Here is a 16533-nt window from a genome sequence, read left to right as displayed (position 1 = left end):
GCCGGGCCGGGGGCGTGGCCCGGCGGCCTCATCGGCCGGCGCGGCTACGCGGCGGTGCCGTGTTCCCGTGCCGCGATCAGACGTCGCGCAGCATGAAGCCGCGCCGACCGGGACGGCGGTTCGGCACCATGCCGAGGCGGGCCAGCGTCTCGTCGGCGCCGGAGTAGTACTCGCCGAGCTGGTAGATCTTCTTGGCCTCGGCGCCGGTCGCGACGTCGCGGCCGAGCGCCTCGGAGAGCTGCACCATCTGCTCAACCTGCTCGACGGTGGTCATGCGCTCGCCCTTGCGCCGCCACAGGTTGTCCTCGTTGCCGACGCGTACGTGGACCCCGAGCGCGATGCCGATCGCGTTCATCGGTGCCACGGCACGCATGGAGCTCTCGATGGTCAGGACGGCGCCGTCCGGGGTGCGGCGGACGAACTCGATCAGGTCGGCCGGGTGGCGCCCCGCGAAACCACCGCCGATGGCCACGTAGTTGAGGATCAACGGACCGGTGTGGACGCCGGCCCGGATGAGCCGCTCCACGGTTTCGAGCTGGGCCAGTGTGGCGAGCTGGAAGTGCGGCTGGATGCCGTTCGCCCGCAGGCGCTTGAGGTGCTCGAGGTAGAAGTCGGGGCCCGCCTCGACGACCATGTCGCGGTATGCCTTGTAGTACTCGGGCTTCGCGATCGAGGTGCCCTCCAGGTCGTCGTCGGTCATGATCTCGACGATGTTCATCTGGCTGGTGTTGATCGCGATCGTCACCTGGTCCGGCGCGGGGGTGAGGTCGGCCAGCATGTGGCGGGTGTCGTAGCTCAGCCACTTCGCCTCACTGCCCTCGTCCTCCGGGGCGAAGGAGATCGAGCCGCCGATCTGCAGCACCATGTCCGGCACGGCCTCACGCAGCCGGCCCAGGAGCTCGTTGAACATGGACATCCGCTTGGAGCCCTTGCCGTCGAGCTCTCGCACGTGGATGTGGAGCACGGTGGCGCCGGCGTTGTAGCAGTCGACCGCCGCCTGCACGTGCTCGTCCATCGTCAGGGGGAGGTCGTCAGCGTCCCCAGGCAGCCACTCCGGCCCGTAGGGAGCGGCCTGGATCACCAGCTTTTCCTGGTTCTCGGGGAAGAGCGAGTCGTCGTGGAAGTGCACGGTCCGTCTCCTTCATAGGATCGGTGATCACTCGCCGGGAGCATCGGCGTGTGCGATGCGGGGGCCTGGAATGCCCAGCGGGGATCGATGCGGGTCACCGGGGGACAGCGGGCGCATGGCAGCCCGGTACGATCGGCCGGTCCGGAGCAGGAGTGCACAGGGGAACACGCCCTCCTCCGGCGGCCGACCGCGTCTCTGCGGTGGTGCCAAGGTAGGGCCGAGCACCCGGAGCTGTTTGACTCTCGGTGACAGATGATTTGCCATTTGGGGACATCACTGCCGACGTGCCAGGCGCCTCAGGCACGCACGGTCAGGCCCCGGCCCCGTCCGCGGTATCAGTCCTGATGGGGGAGTTGCTGTCGGCTCCTGGCGCTGCGCCACGCCCTGGGGCTGCACCCGAACTGCTCGCGGAACCAGCGCGAGAACCCGCTCAGTGACGAGAACCCCAGCAGGTCGGAGATCTCCGTCAGCGAGCGCCGTGGGTTCGCGACGAACTGCTCAGCGAGGTGCGTGCGGGTGGCGTTGAGGAGCGAGGAGAAGGTCTCGCCCGAGGAGGCCAGGTGCCGGTGGACGGTGCGCCGATCGACGCCCAGGCTCCGTGCGACCTGCTCGATCGAGCAGCGCCCGGTCGGCAGCAGGACCTCGATCAGCTCGCGCACCCGGTCCGCGGCAGTGGTGTCCCTGGGGACCGCGATCGCTTCGAAGTACTGGTGGGCGTACTCCCGCAGCAATGGATCCGCCATCGCGTTGGGCGCTTGGAGATCGTCGGCGTAGAAGACGATGCCGTCGAATTCGCGGTCGAACTCCACGGTGGTGCCGAACGCGCGCCGGTGGGTCGAGATGTCCGCCGGGGCAGGGTGCCTGAACCATACGGAGAGCGGCTGCCACTGGGCATGACGGAAGTCACGCAGGATCCGGTGGTAGGCGGCGATGGCCAACTCCGTGGCCTGCCGGGCTTGCATCGCTTCGCCGAGCCGCAGGCCGACCTTCAGCGTGGCCAGCCCGTCCCCCTCGGACAGCCGGGTGTCCAGGACCTCGTTGTACATGTGCTGGTGACGGATCAACAGCCCCAGTGCGCTCCGTACGTCGGGTTCCTCGCGGACGACCAGACTGATGGGGCCGAGGTTGGAGAAGCGCCGGAACTCCGCCATGCGCACGCCGAAATCCTCGTGGCCCGAGGTGGCTGCCGACAGTTCCAGCACCTGGACCGCGGCAGCGCCGGAGATCCACCGGTCCTGGATCGTGAGGGCGGCGGTGTCCAGGCCCACGTGCTTCATCAGCGGCTGAGGGTCGATACCGAGCGAGCGGCACAGCTCGACATAGCCGCTGAGGGCTGCGGTGCGGACCAGAGGCCTCATGCGCACGCTCCAAGGGTGTCTCACGACCATGTCCCGAAAAGATAAATCTCATGTCACCCCAGGACAAGCATCGGCGTGGGTGGGCAACCTAACATGGCGCCGTTCACCGGCCCGGTCCCCTGGTGCCCAATGCCCCGGGCCGGTGAACGCGTGACGGTTACGGAGGCGCACATGACCGGTACGACGGACGCAGGTGAGGCGCTGCACGCCCCCTGCTCGGGCCCCACGGTGTGGCAGGGCGGCGATCTGGCGAACAGCGAGGAGTGGATCCTACGGCTCACCTCGCACCACCTCGCCGAGATCGACTCCGCTCTGCGGGAGGCGCGCAGGCGTGACCTCACGCTGCTGAAGCTGAGAGCCGCCGACTTCCCGCTCCCCACGCTCGCCGGTGAGTTGGAACGCGTCGGCGAGGTACTTGAGCACGGAAGGGGGTTCGCGCTGGTCAAGGGCATCCCGGTCGAGCAGCTGGGCGAGGTGGCCGCCGGTGCGGTGTTCTGGGGCCTCGGTCAGTACCTCGGGCGTCCGGTCCCGCAGAACGCGGACGGGCACATGCTCGGCCACGTCCGGGACACCGGCCGCAGTATCGCCGACCCGGCAACACGCGGCTACCAGACCCGGACGGCGCTGCCGTTCCACACCGACGGGGCCGATCTGCTCGGACTGCTGCCCCTGCGGACGCCCCGCACCGGAGGGCGCACCTCCCTGGTCAGCTCGGCGGCGGTGTACAACGCGGTGCAGGGCCTCCGCCCCGATCTGGCCGAGCGCCTGTACCGCACGTACTTCTTCGACCGTCGGCAGGAGCACCCTCCCGAGGAGGCGCCCTACGTGGCCGCCCCGCTCGCCGCCCGGCCGGGAGTGGCATTGAGCATGCGCTACAACCGGTGCTACCTGGAATCCGCCCAGCGCTTCCCACAGGTGCCCCGTCTGGAACCGGCGGACGCGGAGCTGTTCGACCTCATCGACGAAGTGGCCGCCTCCCCGGAGTTCCGGCTCGACATCGACCTCCAGACCGGGGATCTGCTGCTGCTCAACAGCCACACGATCATGCACGCGCGATCGGAATTCGAGGACGACTGTCAGCCCGAACTCAGGCGCCATCTCCTGCGACTGTGGCTGGCCTTCCCGCACCGCCCCCGTATCGACGGCGCTCGCAACGGGGTCACCCCGCGCGATGTGATCCGACCCCGCAGCGCCGCGTCGCGGGCCGGGACGAACTCAAGGAGATTGCCGACATGACCAACCTCGCCGCGTTCCTGGTCGACTCCGCTGCGGCCCAGGGTGATCGCATTGCCGTGCGCCACGACGACAGCACGCTCACCTATGCCGAGTTGGACGACGCGAGCGCCAGAGTCGCCGCCCTCCTTCGCGACCGCGGCCTGCGGCCTGGCGACCGCGTCGCGCTGACCATGCCCAACGTCCCGCTGTTCCCGGTCGTCTACTACGGCATCCTGCGGGCCGGCGGCGTGGTCGTACCGATGAATCCGCTCCTCAAAGCCCGCGAGGTGGCCTTCACCCTGCGCGACTGCGGGGCGCGGATCGTGCTGGTGTTCCCCCTGTTCGCGGACGACGTGGCGAAGGCCGCCGCAGAGACCGGAACCGAATGCCTGGTGACCGAGCCCTTGGCCTTCGACGACATGCTGCGGGCCCGCGCACCGATGCCCCGCATCGTCGACCGGACCGATGACGACCCGGCCCTGATCCTCTACACCTCGGGCACGACCGGGACGCCGAAGGGGGCCGAACTGTCGCACCGGAACCTGGCCACCAACACCGCCACCACGGCCGAGACACTGCTTCAGGTCGGACCTGACGACGTGCTCTTCGGCGGCCTGCCCCTCTTCCACGCCTTCGGCCAGACCTGCGCCCTCAACACGGCCGTCGCCGCCGGCGCCACACTGACCCTGCTGCCGCGGTTCGAGCCGCAGCGTGCCTTGGAGATCATGGCCCGTGACGGGGTCACCGTGTTCCTCGGCGTGCCGACGATGTACGCGGCGCTGCTTCATGCCGAACTCCCCGAGGGCTTCGACGCCGGCCGGCTGCGCCTGGCCGTCTCGGGCGGCGCCGCACTTCCGGTGGAGGTGCTGCACGGCTTCGAGCGGCGCTTCGGCGCCACCGTACTGGAGGGATACGGACTCTCCGAGACATCGCCGGTCGCCGCGTTCAACCACCCGGATCGCCCGCGCAAGGCAGGCTCGATCGGGCTGCCCATTCGAGGAGTCGAGATGAGGCTTGTCGCCGAGGGCGGCGCCGCGGTGCCCCCGGGCGAGGTCGGCGAGATCGCGATCCGCGGCGACAACGTGATGACCGGCTATTGGAACCGCCCGGAGGCCACCGCGGAAGCGATCCGTGACGGATGGTTCCACAGCGGTGATCTGGCCCGCGTCGACGAGGACGGCTTCTATTTCATCGTCGACCGAAAGAAGGACCTGATCATCCGCGGCGGCTACAACGTCTACCCGCGCGAGGTCGAGGAGGTGCTGTACGAGCACCCAGCCGTCGCCGAGGCCGCGGTCGTCGGCGTGCCGCACGCGGTCCACGGAGAGGAGATCGCGGCGGTGATCACGCTCCGGCCCGGTGCCCATGCCACGGCCGAGGAGATCCGCGATCACGTCAAGGACCGGGTGGCGGCGTACAAGTACCCCCGGATCGTCACCTTCACGGCCGAGCTCCCCAAGGGCCCCACCGGCAAGATCCTCAAGCGCGAGATCGTGGTCACCGGTCTGTGAACCGCGTGCCGGTGCGTTGAGCGCTGGGCCGGTGCTCGTACGCGGGGCGGACGAGGATGCCGCTGCCACTACGGCGCGTGCCTGCCGGGCACGCCGTAAGGCCTGACCTCGCGGGATGGGCTGAGGTCGCGTCCCGCGAGGTCTGTAGCGACAGTGCTGTAGCGATGCGGAGTTCATGACTGCGCCGCCCCCCCCGCCTGAGGGGCTCGCATCGACCGAGCGAGCCGATGCACTACCCCATCAGGCGCGGCGCGAGTAGGGCGTTGCTACCACGTCACCGGCAGCTCCAGTGGAAAGCGCCGGATCGTCTCCGTGTCCCACCGCACTTTCTCCGGCGGCACCGCAAGCCGCAGCTTGGGGAAGCGCTGCAAGAGGCGCCCGATCGCCACTTCCAGCTCCGCCATGGCCAAGGGCACCGCGATGCAGCGGTGTCCGCCCCACCCGAACGTCATGTGAGGCTGGTACGGCCGGTCGGGGTCGAGAACGTGCGGGTCGGGGAAGCGCTTCGGGTCACGGTTGGCCGTCAGGTACGACACGTGGACGAAGTCGCCCGCCCGGATCCGTGCGCCGTCCAAGTCCACATCCTCAAGGGCCACCCGGGGGATACCGACCCCCTTGCGGAACGGGATGTGGCGAAGCATCTCCTGAAGGACGTCGGTCAGGGTGTCCGGCCGACGCCTGAGGTGTTCCATCAGCTCGGGACGCGTCAGGAGCAGGTATGCGATGTCGCTGATCTGGCACGTCGCCGTGTCCTGGCCGCTGAGTGTCAGCGTCAGTGCCATGACCGCCAGTTCCCTGTCGTCAAGCTGGTCCTCGCCGTCCCGCGCTGCGGCCATCGCGCTGATGAGGTCCTTGCCGGGTGAGTTCCGGCGCTGCTCGACGAGTTTGGCGAAGTACGCCGTCAGATCGGCTTTGGCGCTCGCCGCGGCCTGCTTGTTGCCCGCGCCGACGACGAGCAACTGGCGCACCGACTCCTGCATCTGGGGCCAGTCCTCCTGTTCGACGCCGAGGAGGTCCAGGATGGTGTGCTGGGGAAGCGGGTCGGAGAGGTACTGAACCAGGTCCGCCGACGGCCCGTCCTCCTCCATCTTGTCCAGCAGTACGTCCGCGAGCCAGATGATCCGGCTCCGCATCCCGTCGACCTGCTGCTGGGTGAAGGCCTGCGAGGCCAGCTGGCGGACGCGGCTGCTGTGCGGCGGGTCCATCACGTTGATCGATTCGGGCGAGACGATGGGCTCCGGAGTCAGCCGGGGGTAGTCGTGGCCGATGATGGCGGCCCGGCTGAGCCGGTGATCGGTGGTCACCTGTTTGACGGAGTCGAAGCCGGTGATCATCCAGGCGTCCGCATCGCCGTAGGGAAGCCGGACGCGTGTGGGGGAATCGCGGTCCATCAGGTCCGCGAGCTCAGGGTCGAACTCCAGGGCTTCACTGAAGTCGAACGGGCAGATGTTTGTCTCGTTGTCCGCGGTCATCAGGCGGCTCCTCCGGGCATGGGTACGACGTTGGTGGTGTCCACAGCCCGGCGAATGGCCCTGGCGAGGCTGACGGCATCGCCGACGGCCCGGTAGTGGACGAAGAACAGGCGTGGCTCGTCGGTGAGGTCGTGATGGTGTCCCTCGACGAGTTCGACGCCACCGCGCGGCAGGGCCACGAGGGCGGGGCGGACCTCCTTGGTGATCATGATCGGTTCACCGCTGCGGGCGGCCCTTCCGCCGCCGAGCGGCTGGAAGTTGACGGAGGCGGTGGCGCCCAGTCCGGGAGGCAGGCGCGCAGGGCCGTCGGCGACGGTCTCGCGGCGGACACCTAAAATGCCGCAGTTCGCGCTCGGTGACCACGGCGGCGCCCATCAAAAGCGTGCTGTGGTCTGCGTAGCGGACGAAGGACACGTGCGTGCCCAGGACCAGCGCGCGGTTGATCCGGATGCCGCGGGAGAAAGCCGTGAGGCCCCGGCACGGCATCCCGGCAGGCATACCGGTGAGTACGGGCGCAAGGGCGGCCGCGGCCGGCACACGGCGCCGGGGCGGGGTGAGTCGGTAGCGGGTGTCCTGTTGTCGCTTGTCAGCCATGTCATATGCCTCCTGGCGCGATGGAAGCACAGGAGACCTCGTGGACCGCTGATCGGCACAGCCACATCCCGCCAGGTGGGCTAACTGGCCGCCGCCTATGGACCGCAGCTGTACGGCAGCGCGCCGCGGAAGCCATCGACGTCGGCGGTTACCCCGGCCGGCACCGTCACATAACGCTGGCCATAGCCGTCCACGCCTGCCGGACCGTCCTGGGCGCTCGCCGGCTGGATACGGGCAGCAGAAACGGACCCTCCGACCTCATCCTCCTGAGCGTCGCCGAGGTTCTCGCTCAGCATGGGTCCGTCTCCGGGCCTGGCACGTCCCGCGGGGACGCAGCCGGATTCTGCGGATCTGGCACTGGCGCCCGGGGCGCCCGCTGCCGTCGTGAAACGATGCCCGACCCGGCCACCGACCCTACGGTGATGGCATGACGGTGCTCAACGGTTGGAGGCGGCGAGGGCGAGCCCGGAGCCGCACGCTCGACGCCTTGGGCGTGGCTGTGCTGTGCGTGCTGTCGGTCGTGGCTGCCTCGGTCGACCCGCGCGAGCACGAGTTCGTGTTGCGCTGGCCCGCCGTGGTGCTGGCTGCCGTCGGCTGCTCCGCGTTGCTCTGGCGGCGTCGTCACCCGTTCGGCGTACTGGCCGTCACCATTGGCTGCGGCGTGATCTTTCAAATGCTCGGCTTTCGGGAGAGCCCGCTGGTGACAAGCCCGGTTCTGGCGTCCGTCTACAACGTGGCCCTGCGGACCGACCGGCGTACCGCCTGGACCGCGGCAGCTGTCTCCGCTGCCGTTCTGGTAGGTGCCGACGCGGTGTGGACCTCGGATTCGTGGCTCGACCCGGACAAGGCTGCCATGGTGGCCTGGACGGCCCTGCCTGCCGCCGTCGGGGACGGGCTGCGCTCACGGCGCGCCTATGTGGCGGCCGTGGTGGAAAGAGCGGAGCACGCCGAGCGCACCCGCGAGCAAGAAGCACAGCAGCGAGTGGCGGCCGAACGTGTCCGGATCGCACGCGAGCTGCACGACATCGTCGCGCACCACATCGCCTTGATCAACGCTCAGGCAGGCGTCGCCGTCCACCTGGTGGACCAGCGTCCGGAACAAATCCTGACAGCTCTGGAGAACATCCGGGACACCAGCCGCTCCGCGCTGGACGAACTACGGGTGACCGTAGGCCTGCTGCGGCAGTCCGACGAGCCGGTGGCGCCCCGCGACCCGATGCCGGGCCTTGCGCAAGTACCGGCACTTCTCGCGTCGTTCGAACGCGCCGGGCTGGCCGTGAGCCACACGTGGCAGGGCACCACGGAACCGCTGGAGCCGGCGGTCGACCTGGCCGCGTACCGCATCGTGCAGGAGTCCTTGACCAATGTGCGCAAGCACGCCGGGGCCGACCATGCCCGGCTGTTCCTGCACTACCACTGTGAACGGCTGACGATCACCGTCGAGGACGACGGGTGCGCCGGACCGCACCATCCTCACCCGGGGGCCGGGCACGGGCTGATCGGGATGCGTGAGCGGGCTACCACGATCGGGGGCACGCTGTATGCGGGAGCGCGCCCCGAGGGCGGTTTCACCGTGACCGCGGAACTCCCACTGCGCCCCAGTCCGGCAGGGAATCGGAGACACGAGCATGACGATCCGCGTACTGCTTGCCGATGACCAGGCCCTGCTGCGGGGCACCTTCCGCATGCTGTTCGACGCCACGGATGACATGGAGACCGTGGCCGAGGCGTCCAACGGCCGTGAGGCGGTCGAGCTGGCCGGCTCACAGCGCCCGGACGTGGTCCTGATGGACATCCGCATGCCGGAGATGGACGGCCTCGAGGCGACACGGCTCATCACCGAGTCCGAGGGCCTCGTAGATGTGAAAGTGCTCATCCTGACCACCTTCGAAGACGACGAGCACGTCGCCGACGCACTGCGTGCGGGTGCGAGCGGCTTTCTCGGCAAGGGCGCGCGGCCCGAGGAGCTGCTCGATGCCGTCCGCACGGTCGCAGACGGCGAGGCACTGCTGTCCCCGTCGGCGACGCGAGCATTGATCACTCGATTTCTGGCCCAGCCGGACCCATGCCCGGCGGCCGTCCATGAGCGGCTGGAGAGCTTGACGCCGCGGGAACGCGACGTCACGAGCCTCGTCGCCCTGGGCCTGTCCAACGACGAGATCGCCGAGCGCCTGTTCGTCAGCCCGCTGACCGCCAAGACCCACGTCAACCGGGCCATGACCAAGCTGGCAGCCCGTGACCGCGCCCAGCTCGTGGTCATCGCCTACCAGTGCGGGCTGGTCAGTCCGGCCACGGAACCGGATCATTCCCAGCAACCCGCATGATCGCCGGCACGGTACGCCCAGCTTCTGCCCCAGCCGCAGGCCGACGTACCGCGTACTGCAACCGTGGTAGCCGGAAGTCGCTGCGAGGGGACGACGCGCTGAGGGCCGCTTTTGGGCCAAGGTGAAACCCTGAACGGAGGTTTCGCCATGACCGCAGCCCACTGCCTGACGAAGTCCGACGAGAAGACGGCCGACGAGGAGTGCCGCACGATCCGTGGACTTCTGGCCGGAAACGAACGCAAGACCCTCGCACCCGATGAGGCAGGCGCCGTGCGGGCTCACCTGGCAACCTGCAACACATGCCGGGACGAGTACGACCGCCTCGCAGCCGTGCCCGCACACCTGTCTCTTCTGCGCGACGCCCTGGCCCGCGGCAAAGGCCGAAGCACGCGGACGCACGCGGCCACCCGGCCTGACCGCGGCCACGCGTCGCCCCGTCACCGCAGGCCACACCGAGCGAACGTGACCATGCAGCTCACGCTGTCCCAATGGGTCAGCCGGACCACGTCGCACATCAGGTGAGCACACCCCGCGGAGCGACGACGTGCCTGGGCCGAACGGCAAGGGGACCCTTCTGCGGCGTCTCACTGGCGACCGGCGAAGAGCACTCGTACGGTTGATGAAGAGACGGACGGCGGAGGGGTCCACCGCCGCGACCGGGCCTGAGGCCTGTTTGTCGCGATCGGCCGCACCCCGCGTACCGAACTGTTCACGGGGCAGCCGGAGTTGGACGACACCGGCTGCCTGAAGGTGCGGTCACCGTCGGCGCGTACGAACACTCCAGACGTATGGGGTGTGGGCGATGTCGCCGACCACGCTTACCGCCGGCCATTACCGCCGCCGCATCCGGCTGCGGCTCTCGTCCGACTCTGCGTATCCACCGGGCGTCGTGGCTGACCAGATCACCACCGCACCCAGCCCCGCCTCGCCCGCCCAACTCCTCACCGCCCAAACGCGGGCCTCGCGGGCACGCACAACCGAAAGCCAGGAGCACCACCACCCTGATCTGTCGCGCGCCACAGCGCCTCCGTGAAGCCGCGCAATCCGTCACGTAGCCGGGGCGCGGCCCCACGGACGACATCTCGACATGACGACTTGCCCGCCCCGGGCGGAGGCGATGTGCCGCAGCATGGCCGCCATGGTGCGACGACCCGCCAACTCGAAGGTCAGCGCCCTGAAGGCGCCCCGAAGCTGCCCGCTTACCACGGAACAGCGGGCCGGACTCCCACCGTTTTGGGCCGCGGGACGCCTCGTATGGCGCCGGTCGGACGACAGCCGGGAGGCGGAGGCCAGACCTCCGGCCGGCCGATCGCGTCGAGTGCCACACCGTAGGCGAAGTCGACGGTCAGAGCGACACGCAGTGCACGGCACCGAGCGGCCTGTGCCGTGAGCCGTACGGATGCGGCCCACGAGCACGTCGAAGTCCGGAAGCCCGGAGCCTGCGAAGGGTGGCGTCCGTGACGGGAGTGATGCCCAGGCGGGCGAACTGGACCGCGACTCGCCACAGTTCGGGCGGCACGGCGCCGGGCCCGCGGAAACGGAGCCGTTCATCGGCACGCCACAGCCGGGCGGTCGGAGCGTCGGCCGGATCACGCTCCAAAACTTCTCCTCGACTTCCTGGGCCGGCTACGGCGGCGCGCTGCCGGTTCGGAAGCCAAAGTCAGGCCCACTTCGACCTGGAATCGCGCACGGTGTGCTTGCCGCGCGGGTCAGTTTCGGGCGACTCAGGACGTCGGTGCTGTCGAGGAACTGGTCCACGGAACCGACAGGGAGCAGATCGCGAAACGGCGAGCCCGCGATGCGGCCGTGAGGGCCGTGGTGAAACGCTCGGCGCGCAAGACCCGGAAGGGGCGGGAGCGGTACGGGCGGCTGGCGGGGGCGACGCGGTCGGTCAGGCCCAGTTGGTTGAGCAGGCCCGTGACCGCCTCGGGCGTGCGCCAGATGCTGCTCGCGGTCGCGCCAGTCGGTGACGGCGAGGCTGGCGGTGAGGTCGGGGGTAAGGCTCTGCCTGGAAAACGGCCACGACGTTGACAGTTCCCCACGACGTAATGGGAGGGACGGGTGGCCTGCGCGGTGAGCGCGTCGAGCCGGCCCAGTCGGCGCAGCAAGCGTGTGGCGTTGGGAGCAAAGTGGATCCCGGCACCTGGCACGGCACAGGCTCAGCGGCGCGGCCAGCCTCCGATGCCCGCCCCACGACGATGGCCCTCATGCCACGACCTTACTTGGCCGGCGTGGACCGCTCGGTGCGGCCGAAGCATCGCGCCTCCAAGTGCGCGACCATCATCTCGGTCACCATCATCTCGGTCACCATCATCTCGGTCGGGGCATCGAACAGAACTCCGGTGCTGTACAAGGCCTTTCTGGCACCCCCCAGGGGCGGCCTTGATGACAGTCGTCCGGCAGCCCGTGTCATGGACGGCGATCCCGGGCCGGTCGACGCCACGATTACGACAGCACGTGAGCGTGGAGAACCCGGGCATCGCCTCTCGTCCGGCCGGTGTGGCTGTGGTCGGTCTCCTGTCGTCGACGGTCGCGTTCAGGCTGCTCGCGGGTCACACCCAGGCGACGAGGTCGTACCGCTCGTCGCTCGCCGCCTCGTCCCACAGGAGCGTCGTCTGATTCCGTGCAGCGACAGCGGGCACGGGAACAGCGCGACTGGTGCCGACTCCTCGAGGGGCGACAGGCCCGGGCCGGACGTTCCAGTGGTCACCGCGCAAGGTGAGGGAGACCGCGGACAGGGGCGGCACATCGAAATGCCAGAAGGCCGTTGGTGGGGCCGACAGAGCATGGACGAGCGCGGCCCGGATGATGGACGGCTCGGTGATGGCCAGTGCGTCGCCCGTGCCAGGCGGCACTCTGCTCAGCCAGTTGGCGGTTCGGCGACAGAGTCGGCGTACCGACTCGCCTCCGTGTGGCGCGGCATCCGGGTCCGTAAGCCAGGCGCCGTACCCGTAGGGGTCGTCCGCGGTGACTTGGCCGACCGTGCGCCCACGCCACGTGCCGTAGTCGAAGTCGCACAGTGCGGGTTCGAGCGTGGCGTTCAGACCGAGAGCGTCGGCGATCTGCGCGCAGCGGGTCGACGGCGCCCGGATGGCCAGCGAGTACGGGGGGAGTGCTGCGCCGACGAGGCGTGCCTCGCGCAGACCGCGCTCGCTGAGGAGACCGTCACCGAAGACTGCGTTCCTGCTGGTGTCCCCGGCTGTCGCGCACATGAATGTCAGGCGGACCGACATCGGCTTACCTCTTTCCTGGCCCGGCGTGACGCCGGATGGTGTGAGAGCTTCGGAAACCGTGGGCGCCGCGTAATCGGCGATGGAGGTTGCGTCCCGGCAGGGGTTCTCTCGACCACAGTCGGCTAGTTGATCAGTCGAGCGGGTGTGGTGGCGGCGTGCAGCATGTATTCCAGTGGTCCTCGCCGGAAGGCCCGCGTCCAGGCGACGGCCAGCAGCATGGTGGCCGCGGTCAAGCAGGCCAGGGCCGGCAGGGTAGCGGCGGCCGGCAGGTCGTCGATGCCCAGGGTCTTGATGGCGACGATGTGGCCGACGTAGGCGGTCAGGGAGACCGAGCCGACCGCGATGACGGGCGCGGCAAGCCGCCGAAGGCGGGCCCATCGCTCCGCGGCGACGAGGCAGGCGGCGATGACCACGAGGCCGACGCCGGTGTTACCCAGGATCGACCATGTCGTCTGGCTGTGCGGCGCGGCCACCAGCAGCCAGTCCGGGGTAGTGGTGGTGGGGTCGCCCACAGCGTCGGACCACCAGGCCGATGAGGCCGCCCCGCCATCCGTCGTCGCGCTTACGGCTGCATGCGCGCCGGGGACAAGGTTCAGGGCCAGCCACGAGCCGCCGTAGCCGAGCAGGGCCAGTGCGCTGCCGAGGAGAGCGACCTTGGCGCGTATGCCGGGCCTGGCGAGGTTGAGCCGGCCCACCGCCATTCCGGCGATGACGAAGGGCAGCCAGGTCAGTACCGGGTACGCGCCGGTGATGAACAATTCAACGATCCCGTCCGAATCGGTGATCCGGGCCAGCGGGTCGTGGGCGATGACGGCATCGGTCCAGCTGCCGCCCTCGACCGCAGCCCGCAGCAGATACAGGACTTGGGGCAGTACGAGCGCAGTCGCCGTGGCGATGACGGCCAGGGTGCCGGCCCGCAGCCGGTACAGCGGAAGGGCGAGGAGGAAGACCATTCCGTAAGCGGCGAGGATCACGTCGACCGAGGTGTCCAGGGAGGTCAGGGCATATCCCAGGGCAACCAGAATGGCGGAGCGGATCAGTACCCTGCCCATGGCCTGCCGCCCGGACTGCCCGGTCCGTGGCTGCGGCCGACCGGTGAGAAGGACGAGGGTGAACCCGGCAAGCAGGGCGAACAGGGCGGAGGACCGGCCACGCGCCACCTCCATCACCCCGCCCAGCGGGCCGCCCACCGAGGGATCGGGACCGATGTGGGCCGCGTACATGCCGAACACCGCCAGGCTGCGGGCCAGGTCGAGGCCGATCAGCCGTCCTGTTGACGTTGTAAGGGAGGGGGCAGGGCCTGCCCCCACAGTGGATGCCGCCTCGGACGGCGCGACCGCTGATACGACGTGCAACATGTGATCCAGGGTCCTGGACGGGGTGCCGTCACAACCATCCGGCAGGTGTCCGGAACCGCCCCCGCCGACTGGCCGAAGCAGCCCCCGCCGACTGGCTGGATTCAGTGACTCAAACCGCCGGGAGTGTCACGGCATGGTACGAATCGGACAGTGGTCCGATGGCGATTGGAGCACCCGTGATCCGAGTATTGGTGGTCGACGACGAGGCCCTGATTCGTAAGGGTTTTCAGTACATCCTCGACGCGGCGCAGGACATCGAGGTCGCGGCGGCGGTCCCCGGCAGCCAGGCGCTCCAGGCGGCGCAGGAGATGTGTCCTGACGTCGTGCTCCTGGACATCCGGATGCCGGACGTCGACGGCCTCACCGTCCTGGCCGGCCTCCGCCGGCTGCCCCACCCTCCGGTGGTGGCCATGCTCACGACACTCGACATGGACGAACACGTGGCAACAGCACTGCGCTCGGGCGCCGCGGGCTTCCTGCTCAAGGACACCGACCCCGAGCAGCTTCCTTTCCTAGTGCGGACCCTGGCCGACGGCGGCACCGTACTGTCGTCCAAGGTCACCCGGACGGTCGTGGACACGCACCTGAACGCCGGCCCCCAGGAACCCGCTGCCCGCAGCCTCGCCCTGCTCGCCGAACGGGCTTGCCCTCTCGAACCGCCGTGGGACCAGGAGGGGGGATGATCCCTCGCCGGCTGCACGCCCCGCTGCTGGACGCCACCCTCGTCGGGGCCTCGCTGCTCGATGTGTGGGTCAAGGTCCACATTGACGAACCGCTGCGCCTGGGTTGCGCCCTGGTTGCCGCCCTCTCGCTTCTCTTGCGGCGTCGTCGGCCGCTGCTTACTTTCCTGCTCACTCTGCCCGCCGTACTGGTCTCCGACGCGGTCTTCGCCGCGCTGGCCGCGCTGTACACCCTCGCCTCATTCACCCGACACCGCACCCTGCTGGCCGTCTGCGCGGCGACATTCACGATCTGTGACATGACCTCATGGCCGTCACTGCACCTCAACCTCGCGGCCACCGCGACCTTCGTCACCCTGGGCTACACCGCGGCGACGGCGGCCGCTCCGGTCTTCCTGGGGCAACTCGTCCAGACCCGGCGCGATCTGTCGCAGCGGCTCGCCGAGATCTCCGAGGCGCGCGACCACAAGCGGCTGCTGACCGCCCAGGCCGTGCTGGCCAGGGAACGCGCGCAGCTCGCCCGGGAGATGCATGACGTGGTCTCCCACCAGGTCAGTCTGATCGCGGTGCGGGCCGGAGCCCTTCAGGTCGGCACCCGGGACGCCGAAGTCAAGGAAGCCGCCGCCACGATCCGGCGGCTGAGCGTCCAGACCCTGGACGAACTGCGGCACATGGTCAGCGTCCTTCGCGCCTCCGGGGGCCGCCCCACGGAGCTGACACCGCAGCCGTCCCTGGCCGACCTCGAGCGGCTGGTCGACAACAGCGGCATCCAGGTCGAGCTGCAGACCGATGTGTCCGACGGCCTTCCGCCCACCGTTCAGCGCGCCATCTACCGCACCGTCCAAGAAGCGCTGACCAATGTACGCAAGCATGCCCCCGGGACCAGCGCGACGGTTCGCATCAGCCACGAGGGTGGCTCTGTCCGTGCCACCGTCACCAATACCGCACCGACCCGGCCTCCTCTCCCTCTGCCAAGTGCCCACCACGGTCTGGTCGGCCTGGGGCAGCGCGCCGCGCTCCTTGGGGGCACCGTCACCTCCGGCCCAACGGCCGACGGAGGCTACGAACTGCACCTGGAGCTTCCAGTCGAGAACACGTCGTGACGGCCTACTGGCCTCCCTCATGCCCTGAAAAGATCAACCTTCTTAGCCGGTCCGGCGATTTCTGCGGGTGCTCATGGTTGAACGGTTGGTACCCGACGGTGTGTGGGAGATGTTTCAGCGGGTGCTGACGAAGTAGTTGACGCGGCCACAGGGCGGCGGCCGGAGGCGCAATGGGGAGCGCGAGGCGCTGGCGGCGACCTCCTTGATGGCGACCCCGGCCCCGGCGGAGGCGTCTTGCCGGTTTCAAGGCGGTCGACTTCGGTTGAGTTCCGGGAGGAGTTGGCGCGTACGACGACTGACAAGGCCCAGGAGTGCCAGTTGCGGGAGCCGTATGGGGAGAGGCACGGGCCCGGCGTTGGCTGACGGGTTGTCGTCTGCCGGCTGGGTGCCGGTCCGTTGCTGCCGGATGTTGCTGCGCGGGTGCCGGTCGGGGGTGCCGTAGTCGTCCTGCTGCGGGGGATGCCGCGTCACGTTGCCGGTTGGTTCAGGTGGTGGTGGGGGTGTGGGTGGTGAGTTGTGCGGTGAAGACGGTGGTGTTGTTTTGGTGTGCGGTGAT

The 16533-nt window shown here is 69.3% G+C and carries 13 protein-coding genes and 3 pseudogenes; 9 read left to right on the top strand and 7 right to left on the bottom strand.

The window, feature by feature from the left end; all coding sequences use genetic code 11:
• Positions 1-76: 76 nt before the first annotated feature.
• Positions 77-1129 carry a 3-keto-5-aminohexanoate cleavage protein gene (locus ACIQTP_RS38095; RefSeq protein WP_403408592.1) on the bottom strand — a complete coding sequence of 351 codons (1053 nt, stop codon included), beginning with the start codon at positions 1127-1129 and terminating at the stop codon, positions 77-79.
• Between the two features lie 335 nt (positions 1130-1464).
• Complete coding sequence (locus ACIQTP_RS38090) at positions 1465-2487, bottom strand: AraC family transcriptional regulator ligand-binding domain-containing protein (protein WP_403408590.1); 1023 nt, start codon at positions 2485-2487, stop codon at positions 1465-1467.
• A gap of 171 nt (positions 2488-2658) precedes the next feature.
• Between ACIQTP_RS38090 and ACIQTP_RS38085 the strand changes: the two genes are divergently transcribed.
• Both ACIQTP_RS38085 and ACIQTP_RS38080 read left to right on the top strand, forming a co-directional pair.
• Positions 2659-3723 carry a TauD/TfdA family dioxygenase gene (locus tag ACIQTP_RS38085; RefSeq protein WP_403408588.1) on the top strand — a complete coding sequence of 355 codons (1065 nt, stop codon included), beginning with the start codon at positions 2659-2661 and terminating at the stop codon, positions 3721-3723.
• Positions 3720-5213 (top strand): long-chain fatty acid--CoA ligase, encoded by a 1494-nt coding sequence (locus ACIQTP_RS38080; RefSeq protein WP_403408586.1) that lies wholly within the window; start codon positions 3720-3722, stop codon positions 5211-5213. Before ACIQTP_RS38085 ends, ACIQTP_RS38080 begins: the two co-directional genes overlap by 4 nt.
• 266 nt (positions 5214-5479) lie before the next feature.
• Here ACIQTP_RS38080 and ACIQTP_RS38075 read toward each other — a convergent pair whose 3' ends face one another.
• Together ACIQTP_RS38075 and ACIQTP_RS38070 are read right to left on the bottom strand one after the other, a co-directional pair.
• Complete coding sequence (locus ACIQTP_RS38075; RefSeq protein WP_403408584.1) at positions 5480-6685, bottom strand: cytochrome P450; 1206 nt, start codon at positions 6683-6685, stop codon at positions 5480-5482.
• Positions 6685-6966 (bottom strand): DUF1259 domain-containing protein, encoded by a 282-nt coding sequence (locus ACIQTP_RS38070; RefSeq protein ID WP_403408825.1) that lies wholly within the window; start codon positions 6964-6966, stop codon positions 6685-6687. Before ACIQTP_RS38070 ends, ACIQTP_RS38075 begins: the two co-directional genes overlap by 1 nt.
• A gap of 462 nt (positions 6967-7428) precedes the next feature.
• Between ACIQTP_RS38070 and ACIQTP_RS38065 the strand changes: the two are divergent.
• From ACIQTP_RS38065 to ACIQTP_RS38045, 5 genes and pseudogenes are all read left to right on the top strand, one after another.
• Positions 7429-7549, top strand: a pseudogene (locus ACIQTP_RS38065) (IS701 family transposase); the annotation flags it as partial.
• 157 nt (positions 7550-7706) lie between these two features.
• Positions 7707-8936, top strand: coding sequence for a sensor histidine kinase (locus tag ACIQTP_RS38060; protein ID WP_403408581.1), 1230 nt, complete (start codon positions 7707-7709; stop codon positions 8934-8936).
• Entirely contained in the window at positions 8908-9603 is a 696-nt protein-coding gene (locus tag ACIQTP_RS38055; protein WP_403408579.1) for a response regulator, read from the top strand. The genes ACIQTP_RS38060 and ACIQTP_RS38055 overlap by 29 nt, the downstream gene beginning before the upstream one ends.
• Positions 9604-9750: 147 nt before the next feature.
• Positions 9751-10125, top strand: coding sequence for a zf-HC2 domain-containing protein (locus ACIQTP_RS38050; protein WP_403408577.1), 375 nt, complete (start codon positions 9751-9753; stop codon positions 10123-10125).
• Positions 10126-10269: 144 nt separating this feature from the next.
• Positions 10270-10458: pseudogene (locus ACIQTP_RS38045) on the top strand (FAD-dependent oxidoreductase); the annotation flags it as partial.
• A 1363-nt stretch (positions 10459-11821) separates the two neighbouring features.
• On the opposite strand, the gene ACIQTP_RS38040 reads toward ACIQTP_RS38045, so the two are convergent.
• From ACIQTP_RS38040 to ACIQTP_RS38030, 3 genes are all read right to left on the bottom strand, one after another.
• On the bottom strand, positions 11822-11956 hold the full coding sequence (locus ACIQTP_RS38040) for a hypothetical protein (protein WP_403408576.1): 135 nt from the start codon (positions 11954-11956) through the stop codon (positions 11822-11824).
• Between the two features lie 199 nt (positions 11957-12155).
• A complete protein-coding gene (locus tag ACIQTP_RS38035; RefSeq protein WP_403408574.1) occupies positions 12156-12836 on the bottom strand; it encodes a histidine phosphatase family protein in 681 nt (226 codons plus the stop codon).
• 122 nt (positions 12837-12958) lie between these two features.
• Positions 12959-14194, bottom strand: a complete 1236-nt coding sequence (locus ACIQTP_RS38030) for a DUF418 domain-containing protein (protein WP_403408572.1) — start codon at positions 14192-14194, stop codon at positions 12959-12961.
• A gap of 176 nt (positions 14195-14370) precedes the next feature.
• Between ACIQTP_RS38030 and ACIQTP_RS38025 the strand changes: the two are divergent.
• Both ACIQTP_RS38025 and ACIQTP_RS38020 read left to right on the top strand, forming a co-directional pair.
• Positions 14371-14835: pseudogene (locus tag ACIQTP_RS38025) on the top strand (response regulator transcription factor); the annotation flags it as partial.
• A gap of 38 nt (positions 14836-14873) precedes the next feature.
• On the top strand, positions 14874-15977 hold the full coding sequence (locus ACIQTP_RS38020) for a sensor histidine kinase (protein ID WP_403408570.1): 1104 nt from the start codon (positions 14874-14876) through the stop codon (positions 15975-15977).
• The last annotated feature ends 556 nt before the right edge of the window (positions 15978-16533 follow it).

Origin of the sequence: Streptomyces sp. NPDC090798, assembly GCF_044768965.1 — a bacterium.
GTDB lineage: Bacteria > Actinomycetota > Actinomycetes > Streptomycetales > Streptomycetaceae > Streptomyces.
Note: the sequence above shows the minus strand (reverse complement) of the source record. Positions and strands in the feature narration are given on the sequence as shown.